13 protein-coding genes and 2 pseudogenes are annotated in these 16790 nt (G+C 43.4%); 4 read left to right on the top strand and 11 right to left on the bottom strand.

Annotated features, from left to right (window positions below; all coding sequences use genetic code 11):
* The first annotated feature begins 30 nt into the window (after positions 1 to 30).
* Both I6L34_RS02140 and I6L34_RS02135 read left to right on the top strand, forming a co-directional pair.
* Positions 31 to 1008 carry a class I SAM-dependent methyltransferase gene (locus tag I6L34_RS02140; protein WP_019446023.1) on the top strand — a complete coding sequence of 326 codons (978 nt, stop codon included), beginning with the start codon at positions 31 to 33 and terminating at the stop codon, positions 1006 to 1008.
* 82 nt (positions 1009 to 1090) lie between these two features.
* Complete coding sequence (locus I6L34_RS02135) at positions 1091 to 2401, top strand: glycosyltransferase family A protein (protein WP_019446022.1); 1311 nt, start codon at positions 1091 to 1093, stop codon at positions 2399 to 2401.
* A 128-nt stretch (positions 2402 to 2529) separates the two neighbouring features.
* On the opposite strand, the pseudogene I6L34_RS02130 reads toward I6L34_RS02135, so the two are convergent.
* Positions 2530 to 3552: pseudogene (locus I6L34_RS02130) on the bottom strand (IS481 family transposase).
* A gap of 441 nt (positions 3553 to 3993) precedes the next feature.
* Here I6L34_RS02130 and I6L34_RS02125 point away from each other — a divergent pair.
* The gene (locus tag I6L34_RS02125) at positions 3994 to 6132 is read left to right on the top strand and encodes a hypothetical protein (RefSeq protein WP_156808806.1); all 2139 of its coding nucleotides are present in this window, start codon (positions 3994 to 3996) and stop codon (positions 6130 to 6132) included.
* Positions 6133 to 6224: 92 nt separating this feature from the next.
* Positions 6225 to 6953 (top strand): annotated as a pseudogene (locus tag I6L34_RS02120) (IS5 family transposase); the annotation flags it as partial.
* Between the two features lie 161 nt (positions 6954 to 7114).
* Here I6L34_RS02120 and I6L34_RS02115 read toward each other — a convergent pair.
* From I6L34_RS02115 to mtnN, 10 genes are all read right to left on the bottom strand, one after another.
* Positions 7115 to 7780, bottom strand: a complete 666-nt coding sequence (locus I6L34_RS02115) for a trans-aconitate 2-methyltransferase (protein WP_075115161.1) — start codon at positions 7778 to 7780, stop codon at positions 7115 to 7117.
* Complete coding sequence (locus tag I6L34_RS02110; RefSeq protein ID WP_141108818.1) at positions 7773 to 8777, bottom strand: hypothetical protein; 1005 nt, start codon at positions 8775 to 8777, stop codon at positions 7773 to 7775. Before I6L34_RS02110 ends, I6L34_RS02115 begins: the two co-directional genes overlap by 8 nt.
* Positions 8778 to 8780: 3 nt before the next feature.
* Positions 8781 to 10010 carry an aminotransferase class III-fold pyridoxal phosphate-dependent enzyme gene (locus I6L34_RS02105; RefSeq protein ID WP_081042832.1) on the bottom strand — a complete coding sequence of 410 codons (1230 nt, stop codon included), beginning with the start codon at positions 10008 to 10010 and terminating at the stop codon, positions 8781 to 8783.
* Positions 10011 to 10016: 6 nt separating this feature from the next.
* Entirely contained in the window at positions 10017 to 11018 is a 1002-nt protein-coding gene (locus tag I6L34_RS02100; RefSeq protein ID WP_075115159.1) for a class I SAM-dependent methyltransferase, read from the bottom strand.
* Positions 11015 to 11875, bottom strand: coding sequence for a radical SAM/SPASM domain-containing protein (locus tag I6L34_RS02095; RefSeq protein ID WP_075115158.1), 861 nt, complete (start codon positions 11873 to 11875; stop codon positions 11015 to 11017). The genes I6L34_RS02100 and I6L34_RS02095 overlap by 4 nt, the downstream gene beginning before the upstream one ends.
* Positions 11876 to 11878: 3 nt before the next feature.
* Positions 11879 to 13018: a UDP-4-amino-4,6-dideoxy-N-acetyl-beta-L-altrosamine transaminase gene (gene pseC, locus I6L34_RS02090; RefSeq protein WP_058057003.1), complete on the bottom strand. Its 1140-nt coding sequence runs from the start codon at positions 13016 to 13018 to the stop codon at positions 11879 to 11881.
* Entirely contained in the window at positions 13015 to 14019 is a 1005-nt protein-coding gene (gene pseB / locus I6L34_RS02085) for a UDP-N-acetylglucosamine 4,6-dehydratase (inverting) (RefSeq protein WP_058057002.1), read from the bottom strand. The genes pseC and pseB overlap by 4 nt, the downstream gene beginning before the upstream one ends.
* A 144-nt stretch (positions 14020 to 14163) precedes the next feature.
* The gene (locus I6L34_RS02080; RefSeq protein ID WP_058057020.1) at positions 14164 to 14985 is read right to left on the bottom strand and encodes a cobalamin-binding protein; all 822 of its coding nucleotides are present in this window, start codon (positions 14983 to 14985) and stop codon (positions 14164 to 14166) included.
* Positions 14978 to 15940 carry a cobalamin biosynthesis protein gene (locus I6L34_RS02075; protein ID WP_058059951.1) on the bottom strand — a complete coding sequence of 321 codons (963 nt, stop codon included), beginning with the start codon at positions 15938 to 15940 and terminating at the stop codon, positions 14978 to 14980. The genes I6L34_RS02080 and I6L34_RS02075 overlap by 8 nt, the downstream gene beginning before the upstream one ends.
* Positions 15937 to 16629, bottom strand: a complete 693-nt coding sequence (gene mtnN, locus I6L34_RS02070; RefSeq protein ID WP_040067225.1) for a 5'-methylthioadenosine/S-adenosylhomocysteine nucleosidase — start codon at positions 16627 to 16629, stop codon at positions 15937 to 15939. Before mtnN ends, I6L34_RS02075 begins: the two co-directional genes overlap by 4 nt.
* Between the last annotated feature and the right edge of the window lie 161 nt (positions 16630 to 16790).

The following is a 16790-nucleotide window of genomic DNA, read 5'->3' as shown; positions in this document are numbered from 1 at the left end:
TTTTGCTACATAATTTTTCAGGATGATATAATGAATTTAATAATGTTTCCTTTTGATAGAGTCAATAAAGGTGCGACTATTGCCATTTATGGTGCTGGTGAGATAAGCAAGAGCTTTTTAAGTCAACTAAGTGCTATCAACTATTGCCAAGTCGATTGGCTAGTAGACCAAAAATTTGAATCAAAAGGACAGCAGGGGAAACTGATTTGTCTTCCCCCAAATATGATGGACTGGCAGCAACCAGAGCAAATTATAATCGCATCGCAGGCATTTAAAAATGAGATGACTGAGTATTTAATAACGAGAGGTGTTGCTGCTTCCAAGTTGATCACGATAGAAGATGCACAAGAGGTTGATGTACTTGATTTCATCCAAGCAAGATTGAGTGCTACTCCAGCTGCTTATGACTGGGGAGCTTATTACAAGTCAGCCGAACTTGCTGCTCAGGATCAATATAATAAATTTATAAAGCCTATTCTTGAAAAACTGGAAGGAGAGTTAGACTATAGCAATGTTCTGGATTTTGCCTGTGGAGAAGGACGCATTGCTGAGCTGATGCAGGAGCGTTGTCAACATTTACAGCTGATTGATGCCAGCACTAAAGCGGTTGATGTCTGTCGTGAACGCTTTGCTAAATATCCAAATGTGCAGGTCCAGTGCAATACGGCTGGAGCTCTGTCGATAGTTGATAGTTCACTTAGTCTAGTTTACTCATGGGATGCGATGGTTCACTTTTCATATAAGAGTATTGATTTCTATCTCTGTGAATTTAGTCGGGTATTACAACGGCGCGGATATGTGCTTATGCATCATTCTAACCTGGCAGCATTAACTAGTAAGATAAGTGTCTTTGATTTGTGGAGTTTGAATATAAATGGACGAAGTAATATATCTAAGGATGATGTTGCTTTTATAGCTAAGCATCATGGCTTCGATGTTATAAGCCAAAATATCATTGATTGGGGAGTTGCACATATAGACTGCATCACTGTTTTAAGAAAAAAATGATTTACATGCACATGGGTATAATACATATCATGTGATCTTTAATATTTATATTATCAATTGATTTTATTTAGAGATAAAACATATGTTGATCTCCATAATTATCCCATGTTACCAGCAAGAAGAGTATCTTGAGCGTGCTCTCGATTCTATCCAGCAACAAAAATATCACCCCTTGGAAGTTATTATCGTCGACGATGGTTCAGTAACCCCTGTCACACTGCCTGCTATAGAATATTCGTTTTCTATACAGTTGATCAGGCAATTAAACTTAGGCTTGTCAGCAGCAAGAAACACTGGGATAGATAATGCGGCAGGTAAACTGATCAAATTTCTTGATGCCGATGATACTCTTTTACCCGGATGCTTAATAGCACAAGCTGCGTGTATAAGTCAATCATCAGGAGTAGTCAGTGTAATTGGTTATAAAGAGATTAATGAAAATAGTGGCATATCTCGAGATGTATATCCTGCTTTCGGTGATGTAATTCCTGCATTGATGATTGATAACTTAGCTCCCGTGCATTCGTTTCTGTTTCATAAGAGTGATTTGATAGATGTTTCTGGTTTTGACATCACCGAAAGAACGAATGGAGGATGTGAGGACTATGACCTGATATTTAGAATGGCATTGAATAAAGTCGACTTTATAAGTTTGCATAAAGTTGGTGTTGCATATCATCGGCGCGATGGTTCAATGTCTACTAATACCGAGAAAATGAAAAAGGCAATCTTTGATGTATGGTTATACAATGTGTCAACCATGCTTAAATATAATGTTGATATGTCCTTTTCATATATCATCCCTATATTAGCAGGATTGTCATTGAGATTAGATAAAAGGCCTATATCTATGCCTCATGAACTTGAGACTCTGATTATGGATCTTATGACTATTGTTGTTAGTTCAAAAAAATTATTGAATCTAGGGGAGCTACAGTTCCTGCTGGGTACAATACAGAAGCATACTGAGTTATTCCCACTCTATCAATTGCTCAAATCGATAGTCAAGTCAGCAAGTTCGTCTCTGGTCTTAAAACCTCAAGAATTGCTTGATTATAGAATGTATTTGTTAGGAGCTGGATATCGCTTTGATGATCAAAGACTATATAAGATTTTATCTCTTGGCAAAAAACATAACAATAGATTTGCTATATATGGCGCTGGCGATATAGGTCGCAGGATTTATAATATATTGCAAGCGGCAGATATAACTCCAGTATGTTTTTTTGATAAAGATTACACCAAAAAAAAATGTACATGCAAAATACCAATTTTAATGCCCGATAAAATTAATTTTACAAAAATCAATGCCGTCATTATCGCGTCTGATGCCTACTATCAAGAGATATATACGTTAGTGAAAAGCATGAGTTCCGATATTGATGTTGTTTAATATAATTAGTGCTTCAGATGTGGTGGAAATCCACAAAATTATGCTAAATAGCTGTTCCGAATAGTAGATCACGGCATTGTGTACAGATCTAGTTATCACCTGACACCGGCCTCAAACCGGTGTATTGTTTACGCTACTTTAGTGCGCACTTCATTTGGTATCAATTTCAGACCCTTCTTGAACATGCAGTAGGGAGTCTGTTTTTCCATCATCCTGCCCTGATGTGGCCGCTGGGTGTTGTAGTGATCCAGGTAGCTGTCCAGGTCTGTCTGCATCTGCACCACCGACTCATACCAGGTCGTCCACCCTTGATACGGAAGTGTTCATCCAGCAAGGTTCGATGTAGCTGCTCGATAAAGCCGTTGCTCTGTGGCCTGCGTACCTTGGTGGTTTGGTGCTCAATCCCCTCCAGGTGCAGGAACAGCTCGTAGGTATGGTGGTCAGGTCGTCCACAGAACTCGCGCCCGTTATCCGACAGGATGGTCTAGACCCGAGCCTCATGGGCTTCGAAGAACGGCAGTACCGTTTCATTGAGCACATGAACCGAGGTTACCTGCAGCTTGCTGGTGCGTGGCGACTGTAGCAGTCCAGTACGGTTTGCAGATACACCTTGCCCACCCCCTTGAGTGCGCCGACGAAGAAGGTGTCGACCGCCACCAGTTCTCCGGTGTAGTGAACCTCAATCTGGCGTTCACGAAACTCGGGGCTGAAGCGCTTTAACAGGCGAATTTGCTCGTCATTGAGCTCAATGGTCTGCTCACGGTGGGTTTTCTCTAGGCGCAACAAGCGGTCGTGTTTGGAGAGCAAGTCGTGCCGTTGCCATACGCCACGCACGCCACCGGCACTGACATTGATGCCCTGCAGAGCGAGTTCTTGGACGACCCGCAGCGGGCCATGGGTTGGTCTGGTGAGGGAGTAATCGAGGATGGCCTGTTCAATCTCGGGCGCAACCCGATTGAGATGAGCCCCTTTACAACCGGGCTGTTTATCGAGCAAGTCCTCGGCGCCATAGGTCTGGTAATTACGGCGAATTTCGTAGACTGCTGACGGCTGTAGCCGATGAGCTTGCAGGCTTTGCTGACGTTATTGAGTTCTTTGGCGAGCTCTAGCAGGCTGAGTTTGCGACGTGCTACTTTCTCGTTGGTGGTCATACGGTGACTCCAGATAACACGGTAGGGGTACCGTTTTGTTATCCGGTTTGAAGCCGTATGACCACTCCCTTTTGGGTCAACTGTCAGGTGAATACCATTTCCATACATGTGCACTAAAGTAGCGTAAACAAGACACCGGTTTGAGGCCGGTGTCAGGTGATAACTAGATCTGTACATGCCATGTTGCTCTTCACTCTCCATCAGTTTCTTTCAGATGAGGCAATGCCCTTCTAACCCAACGAAGGAATGTGTGTTTGTGCAATATGAATATCATATCTATAAAAAGTTAATGTTGGTCCGTAATTTTATAAGACTTGGCTATTGTGGCGTGTATTATATGTTGCACATGATGAGCTATTTCGATAAATCAGTTTTAAATTAAAGTTTTGAAATGATAATATCATCTGATATCATCGGACTATTTTGGGGTGGGAGGGGATTTTGAAAGGTAAATGTACTTATTTTGTTTTTTTAGTGTTACTGCTTATGTCTGCGACATTCCTTTTTAATAAAAAAGAAATTGTGGTTAATGGCAAAGTTGGTGAGTATGTCAAAGTTTCAATTTTAAAAGAAAGTGATGGTATGCCGTTCACAGACTTAGGTCATGGTCTTTTTTATAAAAATGGCACTGTATTTGGTTGGCCAGATAGTACTGGTGGTTATAAGGTTAACAATGGTAAGTTTGATATAAAAATATTAATTAAACCTCTTGTGACTGAAGTTGTTGGTGATAAACACTCCAGAGTGACAATAGAATGGAATGCACCGGATAAAAACTATATCTCTCTTTATCATGATAATAACCACTCAGAGAATATATCATTAGGTATTCCTGGAATTAAATGGCAACTAGGTGCTAGCAGAGATCTTAGCTATATCTATTGGGTTAATTTTGAACCAAATGGAAGTGGTGATCGAGTAGTTGTTATGGATAGGGTAAGAAAAAATAGAGTTATCATTGGGAGTGACTCATCAATCCATAGAAAACCGATGATCAATGGAGAGTATATATATTGGTATCAAGATGATATTTCAAGTAAAGATCGAAAAATTAAAATAATGCGTATGAGATTGACGACTAATGCAGCGGAAGAGGAGGTATTGTCGAGTATATATCCAAATACAATAACAGATTACACAGTGTTGCCTAAGGGGGTGGTTGCTGTAGTAAAGAAAAATTATGACCAGCAGCGATCTGAAATAGATTTCATAGAGAATGGGAAGGTTGTAAGTACATTTTATGAAGATGATTCTTTCATTCAAAACATATTAACCAAGAATAATGGTGTCTTATTTGAAATAAAAAGACATCGAGATAGTTTTTGTACTGCGGCGATAAATGATAATTACGAGAAAACAGATATAACCTGCATAAGCGGAAAGGATGTTTTTTTATCTAACAATGGTGTGAATCTCGTTAAAAAAACACCTGGTGATTCAGTTATCACCTATAAAGCACTTCTTGAAAGATATTCACCTCCAATCACTGGTTTTTCTATTTATAATAATGACTATGCAATGCTGTCTATCACTGAATCTCCGGTGATACTATCTCTAATTAATATGTATAAAAAAACATCTGACATATCATACTTATATATAGCAGCAGAAAGGGCTTCGCATATAATCAGATCGAATGATAGAAGTGTATCTCATGATGATACGAAGTCAGGTTGGGACGTTAAAGTGTTCTCTAACAATAATAAGGCCACATCATTTCTTGTTCATGATGCAATAATTCTTGATTCATTACTTATGTTGGCAAAAGAAATTGCATCAAGTCAGGAATTGAACAAACGCTATCCTAATTATTTGAATGACTTGAAGAAGGTTTTTCAAAATAATTATGCGCATCATCATAAACAGTTTTATAATTATGATTCTGATGTTTTAGGAATTATTAAAAAAGGAGAGGCTTATTACACTTTTCCTGATGGGGATGGTTATAAATATGACAGAGTAAACCTACCTTTTAATATGATGAACGCGTATGTAAGACCTCTTATAAATTACGCTATAATCTCTCATGATGATAAATATCTGGAGATAGCAACTTCACTAGGTAAGTTATTTAAAAGACATTTGCAATATGTAGAGGATAGCAATTCCTACCTTTGGCCATATTGGTGGGGAATGTATAGGGATGGATGGAGTAAGGGACAGTTATCCAAGAACACTCCTAGTCAAGAAAAATCATCTTCGCCTGACTATGTGGATATAGATCATGCCTCACTAGATATTCGTGCTGTGTTAGCTTTAAAAGAGAATGGTCTTGTGTTTAATAATGATGATTTACAGCGTTTCTTAAATAGAATGCTCATCCTTGTGAAGGATGAAGATTATAAAACGCCACTTTTGATAGACGGAACAATAAAGTCGGCTAATTATAATTCTATAGAGTATTTATGGGGGCAGTTGTCTGAGTTGCGTCCTGATGCTCAGTGTGAGTTTTTAAAAGTGGTAGGCGGTTTTCCATATGTACAAGATGCATATACACCAACAGCAAGATTTGAACTTTTAGGGTATTCATATTTGGTTGATATGGTGGAGAACTATAAATGTAATATTAATGGTTATTAGGGCGTTGTTTCCCAAATCGATGCAGCTTGAATGGAACTAACTGAGGGTTCGGTGATCTGATCACCACCATCCTCTTCAAATCTGCATCAGCAACCTTCCTGATGCTCAAGGGGATTTTCAGCCTCACTCTGCGAGCAACACAGGGACTACTCGACTCCCTGTTCGAGTTGATGAATGTACCGCTGTGTGCACCGGAATATAGCTGTGTCAGCAAGCGAGCACGCACGGTGACAGTGGCTTATCGACAGCCCCCAAAGGGAGGCATTACCGACCTAGTTATCGACTCGACCGGCCTGAAGGTATTTGGTGAAGGCGAGTGGAAGGTCAGAAAACACGGCGCCGAGAAACGGCGAGTGTGGCGCAAGTTGCAGCTGGCGGTAGACCCGGTGACCCACGATATCGTGGCAGCAGAAGTGTCATTGGAGAATGTGCCAACCTTACTCAATCTACTGCGGCGTAAGCTGGGACGTGTTTATGCGGATGGCGCGTATGACAGCAATGCCAGCCATCAGCTTATCTCGTGCAAAGGGGCGACAGCCTGTATCCCGCCTCGCAAGAACACTGGACTCTGGAAAAAGGGACATCCAAGAAATGAGGCTGTGCTGGTAATGCGCAAGGAAGGGCTGGCGCACTGGAAGAAGATATCGGGGTATCACCGTCGCTCGCTGGCAGAGACGGCAATGTATCGGTTCAAGCCGTTGCTGGCGGGAAAAATCAGTCTGCGTAACTACAACGGCCAAGTGGGAGAAGTCATGGCGTATGTAAGCGCCATAAACAAGCTGAATACACTGGGCATGCCTGTCAGAAAGCCCCGAGTGTAACGGTCACCAAGGGCAGGGGAAGTCATGACTGCTGGCTGATTTGGGAAACAATGCCGTGATAACTAGATCTGTACACACCAAACTGGACTGAGTTCCCTACATCTTGTGATCTACTATTCGGAACGGCTATTTAGATCTGTACATATAAAAACATAATGCGTTTAACTACATTTTTTAAGTAAGAAATGAGCGTCATCGTGTTCTTCATTATCGTTGTAGAAGCAGGCATGAATCAGTTTGAAGCCATCTAGTTTTGAAAAAAAATGAGCTGCCCCATGGAAGTGATCAATGAATTCAGTACCATATCTTTGTTCTCGCGCAAAAGCATTCGATATGATTAAAAATCCATCATCCTCCAAAGTGGAGTAGATATTCGCCATAACGTTCGGAAGAGACTCAAGGATATACCAAAGTAACTGATTTAGAATGACAACATTCGCGCGAACATGTCCAAAGTCATATTTAAAGCGTGGTGATGTTATGTCAGCACAAATGAATTTTAAGTCTGGAAATAACAGTTTGGCTTTGTTTATGGCTGTCTCGCTAATGTCTAGCCCTACAATGTTATTGTTTTGTGGAAATCCATCTGAAATTAGTTTTGTCACATATCCCAAGCCGCAGCCAACTTCGACTATCATAGATTTTTCTTTAATTGTAGATAGTATTGACATCAGTCTTTGACGTGATAGTTGGTAATATATACTCATTTCAGATGAGGCTGATTGCCCCCAAGGGTCGTTATCTTCCTGATAAAATCTTTCAAAATCACCAACGAAGACTAGTTTATCGTTAATCTCTTTGAAAATATAACTGCCTGATTTACTCATAATGTTCACTCTTGTAGTTTGAAAAGTCACTTATCGACTGATATGAAAAATAGCTCGCCAACAGAGAGGTCTTATTTGAAACTACCAAGTCGATGCCATTTGTACTAAAAATAGTATCGTTTAGCAGTTTGAGGTATGTAACCAAATCTAGACAGTTATACTTGTCCGTCAATACCGTGTTTACGGTTGCATGGCAAGTGTCTTCATCTCTACTCCAATTTACAGCAGCGTAGTCTTCATTTACTGCATCAATAGCTTTATTGTAGTGGATATTTTTCGGAAATGCATCCCAAAAGTATTGGTTGTTATTTAGATCAACCCCAACCAAACAAATTTTTTTATAGCCTTGTCGAACTGCAAAATTTATAACGCAATCAAGTGTTGAGCAATGATGGATCAATGGTTTATTCTTAGAAGGTGGGAAATAAAATAATTTTAAATACTTTTTTAATATATGTGTGTTCTTGCTCTGCATGGTTGTCGGAGAGTACAAATGAACACGTTCTTTATTCGATTTAAGCCTTGTCTCATTGTAAATTAGATGCCTAATCTGCATAAAAACAGGTTCGTTTCTTTCTTTGTTACATAATAAAAACTCATGAATACAATTGAAAGCCGCTTGAGATTTCCCTAATTCAACAAAATGTGCAGTTGGTTTGAAATCATGGAAGTAAAAATAATTAACTCCAATACTATCATGTTTACTAATTAAATCCCACTCTTCATCAGTAATGTTGTTAATACTGCTGCCACAACCTAAAATATATATTTTTTCTGATTTTTTTTCCCATGGTAGTTGGTATGCAGCTGTACCATTTACCTGCCAATGCTCAGATAAGAATTTCTTTGCAAGAAAACGGTCCCATAATGTAGACGCGATTTCCATCTGATCTTCTTTAGGTAAGGAAAACATTATTCTGCCATATAACTTCATTGCTTTAAATAATAATGGTGCATAGAACTTATATGCTAAAGTTTTGAAGTGAAGTTTAAACATATTTTATTCCAACGTTATCTGTAATGCTGAAATTATTTTGGAACCAAATTCTGTTATCATCTCTTTATTATGACAGAATCCAGTAAAAATAATACCATTGGTCGGCCAAAGAACATTCAGTTTCATCATGTTCTCACGAAAACGTTGCTGAATAGTGGTATCCAATTCGACTTGGTCTCTATGCGCCCTGTTTTGTATGGGGATATCAGTAAAATACAATCTATTAATCGATGCTTCTCCAGACAGGCGACAGGGGATGCCTAATTCAGTTAGTTTCTTATTTGTTTGCTCTCGAAGGGTGGATGCTAGATTGTCAATCAAAGAATAGTCTCTATGCTTTAAGCAGTTAATAACTGCGCATGCCGTCGTTGCCATTAATGGGTTGGCAGAAAATGTTCCACCTGAAAGAATTCTTTTTTCTTTATTTTTGAACGTTAATTGTGATACTTCATCAGTAAATGCGACGAGACCTACAGGTAATCCTCCACCTAAAATTTTACCGTAAGTGACGATATCTGGATTAAGCTTCCATTTGGTGCAGGCACCACCGATCCCTAATCTGAAGCCTGTTATGATCTCATCATAAATGACTAGAATACCATTATCTTTACAGAATGCTTCTATTTTTTTTAGAAATGAAATTATATCCCCTCTTGGGTTTGAACCTTGAATTGGCTCTATACAGATTGCCGCTAGCTGGTTCTTATTTTGAGATAATATATCAAATGCTAGTTGGTCGTTATATGGAAGTAAAATGCTGTGTTCGAGAATAGATAATGGAATACCGCTTGGTAATCTTATGTCTTGTCCACCAAAACGACCACCATCGTCTTGTAGTGTCCATTCATTCATACCATGCCAGCCACCATGAAAACTGGCTATTTTGTTCTTACTTGTGGCTGCTCTTGCATATCTTATTGCTCTTTGTGTGGCCTCTGAACCGCTATTGCAAAAAACAAAATTCTTTAACTCATGAGGGAGTACACAGCTAAGTTGCTCTGCTAATAAATGTATTTGAGGATTATTTTTTAAAAAGAGTATGCCTCTTTCCGCTTGCTCTTTTAATGAATGAATAACATCGTCATGGCAATGTCCAAGAATTTGACTTCCCGCACCCAGACCGGCATCAAAAATGGAACTACCATTTTCATTTATTAAAAACGCTCCTTTGGACGATATATATTTAGTCGCATCTTTTTCGTAATCAGCATGATGTATTGTATATTTTTCCATATGTTATTAGCCCTCTTTTTGTGCGATTACAAAAATATTTCCAGCAGTTTTTGTTTTTACCAAAAAATCAGCAAACAGATCTGCGAAATTTTGATCAGTAATATGGCTATTTAAAAAGGCACCTAAGCTTTTTTGAAATGATGGTGATGATTTAATTAATTTTTGTACATAGCTGATGTCTAATGAGCCATTCAAGGTGTGAGTTTCTATTAATTTAAAGCCAGATTTTTTTAATAAAATATCTATTGACGATAGGTTAAACAAATTAATATGCCCAGGAGGAAGAATTTGGACATGCTTGTCACCTGCCGTCATCCATTCAAAACTACTAGTATTCGGTGTTGAGAAAAACCAAAAACCATTTTTTTTAAGTAATGAATGAATTTTATTTGCGACAGTTATTGGGGCCATTACATGTTCTAATGTATCCCACATAGTAATAGCATCAAAGTACGAGGATATATTTAGATCTTCCACCATGCATTGGAATGTTTTGACATTGCAAAAATTTTCTTCAATAAGGCGGCAAGCTGACGCTGATGGGTCACAGGAGAATAATTCGTACGCTAAATTTTGCCGTGTTATGGCGGTTAAGAAAATGCCAATTGCGCTACCTACATCCAATAGCTTTCCGCATGAAAGATATTTTTTGATAATATCAATCCTGCGTTCAAATATTGGCACTCTATTTTCAAATGATTCTATAAAGAACTCATTTTCGAAATCTTTCATTTCACTATTATAGTAATAATCTAGCTGATTTTTATTTGGCATAGGATTGCAAAATATGTGTGCACACTCACAACAGCGTGAAAGCGTAAATCCATATCGCTCAGTAAAGTATTCGATCAAATGACTACCACATATTGTACATGAATCTGAAAATGGGGTGTCATTATCTAAAGCAATGATTTCTCTACATGTTCTCACCATCATCTCATCTAAATGCATTTGTTTCTTTATGGTGTGAATATTGTCGAACAAAATATTATTTTTTGTATTACTCATTTTAGTATTTCATTCCAAATAGTTGCGTGGTTATGTCCATGTAATGTGCCATCAGTATTGCACTTATAACATGGTGAGCATGTTCGATTGCCATTGATTAGTTTTTTACGGTAACTATTGAGTGCCTTGCTATTCCATATATCAACCAATGGTTGTTGAGACGCATTACCAAATTTTATTTTTTTATTCCAGTCTTGCATACATAACATTACATCGCCATTCCAATCAATGGTTAGTGAGTATGCCGTGTAATAGCAAGGGTGGGTTGGCTCTGTTTCCGGTTGATCACCGATCGTTATTGTACCAGCTCGGTTTGTTAATTTTAGCCCAAAACTATCTTCTTTATTATGCCAACGGTCTCTCAGAATGTAGCTATTTTCATTTAAGCCTGCATCGTTAAACATTTTTTTGAACTTCTCAGTTTGTTCTGGACCATCATACATACTTACTACAAAATAGTTTAATCCAGCTTCATATAGTCTTTTGATTTTCTCTGGCTTTAAAAAATCACCATTGGTCACCATTTCTAATCTTATTTTTTTAGGAAAAGCAGCTATAATTTCTTCTAGATGTGGACATTGCATTGGCTCCGAATATCCCGAGAACACAACTACACCGTTATAGTTTAGCATCTCAAGTTGATTTCCAATTTCTTTAGCTAAATCTATGCTCATATGTATATTTTGATTAGGGTATTTATCAGGGTCAACCCGGGGGCAAAAAATGCATTTTCTATTGCAGAGTTCAGTTACATTTATATCAATCCAACTAAATAGGGGGTGTCCTTCAACTATCTGGACAATGTCTATGTAACCTGATTTTCTTCGTAAATTTTCTTTTGTAGATTCATTCAACATATGCTATGTCCATAATAGTGAATTTATAGTTAAAATAGTAATGTTGAGATCCCTGTCCCCCAGTGCCGGAAACATAGGGATAGTCATACATGTTGAGTAAAATTTCGATGCGTTTACAAGTGGCTCATACTTTTCTTTGTAATATGGCTGCAAGTATATAGGGATATAATGAACGTTTATCCCAATGCCATTTTTATTTAAATGGCTGTATAAAAAATCCCTTTTTTTCTTGTTGACAAGAATGATCATTAGATGTCTGGCTGACTCCCTGTCATTAAGTTTTGTCAAGAATGAAGCATGTGATGTATCTATTTCTTGTTGATATTTATGTTCAATTATTTTCCGTTGTGTTAAGAATTCATCTAATTTCAGCATCTGGCTTAATCCCAGCGCTGCCTGGATATCGGTCATACGGTAGTTGAAGCCGAGCATCTGCTGCTCATAGTACCAAGGGCCGTCCGGCTCATTGATAAAGTCTTCCGGTTCACGGGTGATGCCATGGCTACGGAGCATGCGCATCGTCTTGGCAAGCGCAGGGTCGTTGGTCATGGCCATTCCCCCTTCACCAGTGGTGATGATCTTCACCGGGTGGAAGCTGAAGACGGTGATGTCGCTGTAGCGGCCGTTGCCGGTGGGTTCATCGTGATAGCGAGCCCCCAGGGCGTGGCAGGCATCCTCGATGATCCGAAAGCCATACTCTTGCCCTAGGCGGTGGATCTCCTGCATATCGCAGGGGAGGCCGGCAAAGTGCACCGGTATTACTACCTTGGGTAGTTTCCCTTCCGCCTTGGCGGCAATCAGCTTCCTCTCCAGTTCCACTGCGCACATGTTGCCGGTATCTGGCTCAATGTCGACGAAGTCGACTTGTGCACCGCAATAGAGAGCGCAATTGGCTGATGCCACGAAGCTGATAGGGGATGTCCAGACCCAGTCGCTGGGGCCAACGCCCAGCGCCAGACAGGCGATATGGAGTGCTGCAGTACCTGAATTGACCGCCACTCCAAATTTAGCTCCACAGTAGTCGGCAACCGCTTGCTCGAAGCGTGGAACGACCGGCCCTTGGGTCAGGAAGTCGGACTTGAGCACTTCCACGACAGCATCGATATCTGCCTGGCTGATAGATTGACGGCCGTAGGGGATCATTCTGCTACCTTGCTCTGGTTCATCTTCTGTAGCTGTTCAATGGAGAAAAAGTCAGGGTTGCTTCGAGAGTTGTATTCAAATCCCTGCTCGACCATCTTTCCTTTTTCGCCCGCAGCTGTCTTGGAGAAGTCGTTGTTGCGATTATTGAAGTTGATTGTTGGGCCGATCACGAAGAAGTCATCAAATTCAAAGGTGTGATAAGAGTCATCGGCAGGGCACATCACTTCATGGAGCTTCTCTCCCGGACGAATGCCGATGATCTTGTGTGGCAGGTTTGGTGCCATGGCCCTGGCCAAATCTGTGATGCGAACAGATGGCAATTTGGGAACGAATATTTCCCCCCCCTTCATCCGCCCAAAATTATCCAAGACGAAATCCACCCCTTGTTGCAAGGTGATCCAGAAACGAGTCATCTCTTCATGGGTGATGGGCAAGGCATCAATACCCTGATCAATCAGCTTTTGGAAGAAGGGAACAACAGAACCGCGGGAACCAACAACGTTGCCGTACCGAACGACTGCAAAACGGGTGGGGTCTTGCCCCGCAATGTTGTTGGCCGCCACGAAGAGTTTGTCTGATGCGAGCTTGGTGGCGCCATAGAGATTGATCGGGTTGGCAGCTTTGTCAGTTGAGAGGGCGATAACCTTTTTGACTTGATTGAGCAGGGCCGCCTGGATGACGTTCTCAGCACCATGGATATTTGTTTTGATGCACTCCATGGGGTTGTATTCTGCGGCAGGAACCTGTTTCAGTGCGGCTGCATGAACCACGTAATCCACTCCACGCATTGCCATGGTAAGGCGGTTGGCGTCTCTGACATCCCCAATGAAATAACGCATGCAGGAATCGTCGAACTCTTGCTGCATCTCGAACTGTTTCAGCTCGTCACGAGAATAGATGATAAGGCGTTTGGGTTTATAACGTTCCAGTACTGTCTTGACCAATCGCTGGCCAAACGAGCCAGTGCCACCAGTTATGAGTAGCGTTTTATCGTTGAACATTGTGGGCATCTCGTCTCAAAAACAGTAGATGAATCATATGCTAGCAAATAAAGTACCAGCTTTTTCTGTAAAGAGTGTGATCAATTCATAAAAACGGTTTTAAAGCCAAGAGCATCACTCAGGTCTTGGTCTCTTTGGCTTTTGTTACTTTCTGATCGCCCTGCATATATCTTCCACCGCATTGAGGGCTCTCGGGGTGAAGCGGTGCAGCTCATCTGAGTTGATCAAATCGAGTCGCTGATGCTGCACCGCGTCGAGATTTGGCCACTTTCGCCAGTGACGCAGGGCGTCAGGATCTTGACTCCCCGCCAGGATCAGCGATGGGTTGGCCCTGATCACCTGTTCCATGTCCACTTGAGGGTAAGGGGTCTTGGCATTCGCCATGATGTTGATCCCGCCGCAGAGTTCGATGGCCTGAGCCGGCCAGGCATTGCCACTGACGCTGGTGAGCGGTGGGTACCAGAGCTGGTAGAACACCTTGACACCGGTTGGTTGGCCATAGCGCTGTTGCAGGGAATGCAGGCGCGCCAGATAGCGATCGGCGGCTTCGTTGGCACTCTTCTCCACTCCAAGCAATTTGCCCAGCGCCCGCATCTCGGTCGCCAGCGAGGCAAAATCGGTGGGTTCAGAATAGAACACCGGGATACCCAGCTGTTCCAGCGGTGCCAGCATTCGTGACTGGGCCGAGCGCCAGCCCAGGATCAGGTCCGGTTTTTGCGCCAGCAGCGCCTCGACATTGATGCTGCGATAATTGGCCACCTTGGGCTTGTTTTTCACTTCTGCAGGATAGTCGGAGGCATCGTCGATGGCGACCAGCTTGTCACCGGCACCGATGTCATAAAGCAGCTCGGTAAGATGGGGTACTACGCTCACCACCCGGGTCGGAGTGGCGGCCTGCAGCGCAGCGGGTAACCAGGCAAGCAACACGCAGGGCAGCCAGAGCGGCAATCGCAACCATCTAACCATGAAGTAACCCCGCCACAGTGACAAGCAGCGCCAGCATCAACCAGCCCCAGCCAATTCCTTGCAGAATATTGAGCACCTTGCGCGGTGACTCATCATCGGGGTCATCACCGCCGCCAAGTATCGGCCAGCGTTGCAAGGTTCCCTGATAGTAGCGAGGACCACCAAGGCGGATCCGGCACTTGTCTACCAGCAGAGTGAGCAGCATCCCCATGGCGGGATAGGGCCAGAGCGCGCCACTTCGCAGCAGCTGTGCGGCCTGCTTGAGCCGTGGGAGCAGGAGCGGCAGCCCCAGCAGCAGGATGGTGGGTGCATTGAGCCCCTGATAGAGGGCGCTGGCGGCGCGACCAAAATAGCCAAACGCGGGATCCTTCATGCTCCAGCCCTGGCTCATCAGCTGAGTCAGCCGCCAGAGCAGTGCACCTTGTACCCCCGCGAGAGCGTACCCCAGCAAGGGGCCAGCCCATTGGCCGACCAGACGCAGGGCGCAGCTCTCCGTCACTGCTTTGGCGAGCCCCATGGCCGAGAGCTTGCCAGTCTCCCGCTTGAGCCAGGGGGCAGACTGCAATCTTGCCAGTGGCAGGGTCTCCTGCGTGGCGAGCGAGCGGGTGGCATGGGCGAGTTCGCGCAGCTGACGGGATTCGAGCATCAGCAGCAAGAACAGCAGGTCGAAGATCGGCTCGCTCAGGGCCAGATTGCGCAGCGACCAGAGCCCGGCGGCGCAGGGGAGCCAGACTACCAGCATTGCCAGCAGTCCGGCCTGCATTTGCTGGCCGGGTGAACCATCGGGTCTGTGTACCTTGTGCCCCAGCCGGGTCAGCAGGGGCGTGACGGCCGAAAGACGCAGATGGGATGGCCACGGGATCACCGCCTCCAGCAGAGCAGCACCTACCAGAATGGCCGCCGTCGTCGAAAGGAGGGCGTCGGCCATCAAATCAAGCGAGCCGGTCTCGATCACAGCTTGCCGAGCATCTTGATGATCACTTCGGCGGAGTGCTTGCCGGCCACTTCGATAAAGGCATCGAAGGATTCAACCTGTTCCTTGCCAGCGATATCGGACATGGCGCGTACCACCAGATAGGGCACCTTGAACATGTGGCACACCTGACCGATGGCGGCACCTTCCATCTCGACCGCCAGCATTTGCGGGAAGTCGGCGCGAGCCTTGGCGATGGCGTCCGGTTTGCACATGAACTGATCGCCGGTGCAGATAAGGCCGACCTTGGTCTGGTGCTTGCCCTGCTCGGCGATGCAATCCTGAGCGACCGCGATGAGTTTCTCGTCGCAGGGGAAGGCGGCGGGTTGCTGCGCCATCTGGCCCATCTCGTAACCAAAGGCGGTCACGTCCACATCGTGGAAACGCATCTCGCTGGCAATCACCACATCACCGATGTGCAGATCCTGTGCAAAGCCGCCCGCAGAGCCGGTATTGATGACGCAGTCGGGGGCGAATTTTTCCAGCAGCAGGCTGGTGGCCACGCTGGCGGCGACCTTACCGATACCGGAGCGGGTCAGGATCACCTCTTTGCCTGCCAGCATCCCTTGATAGAACTCGCAGCCGCCCAGTTGCAGGGTGGTGGGGTTGCTCATCTGGCTGCGCAGCAGGGCTACTTCTTGCTCCATGGCGCCGATAATACCTACTTTCATTGCTTACCTCGTCTTGATAGCCGTGTGGCTGAATTTAAGTTGCTGTAGATCATAACAAAAGATGGCGTCGACGCCGAGAGGCGCAAGCGAAAGGAGAGATGAAACGCGGCGCTCCATATGGGAGCGCCTCGGGTGACAAAAAGCATTGATGAGGCGCGGCG

Origin of the sequence: Aeromonas sp. FDAARGOS 1404 (assembly GCF_019047085.1) — a bacterium.
GTDB lineage: Bacteria > Pseudomonadota > Gammaproteobacteria > Enterobacterales > Aeromonadaceae > Aeromonas > Aeromonas veronii.
The sequence above is the reverse complement of the archived record's forward strand: the minus strand, read 5'-3'. Positions and strand labels throughout refer to the sequence as shown.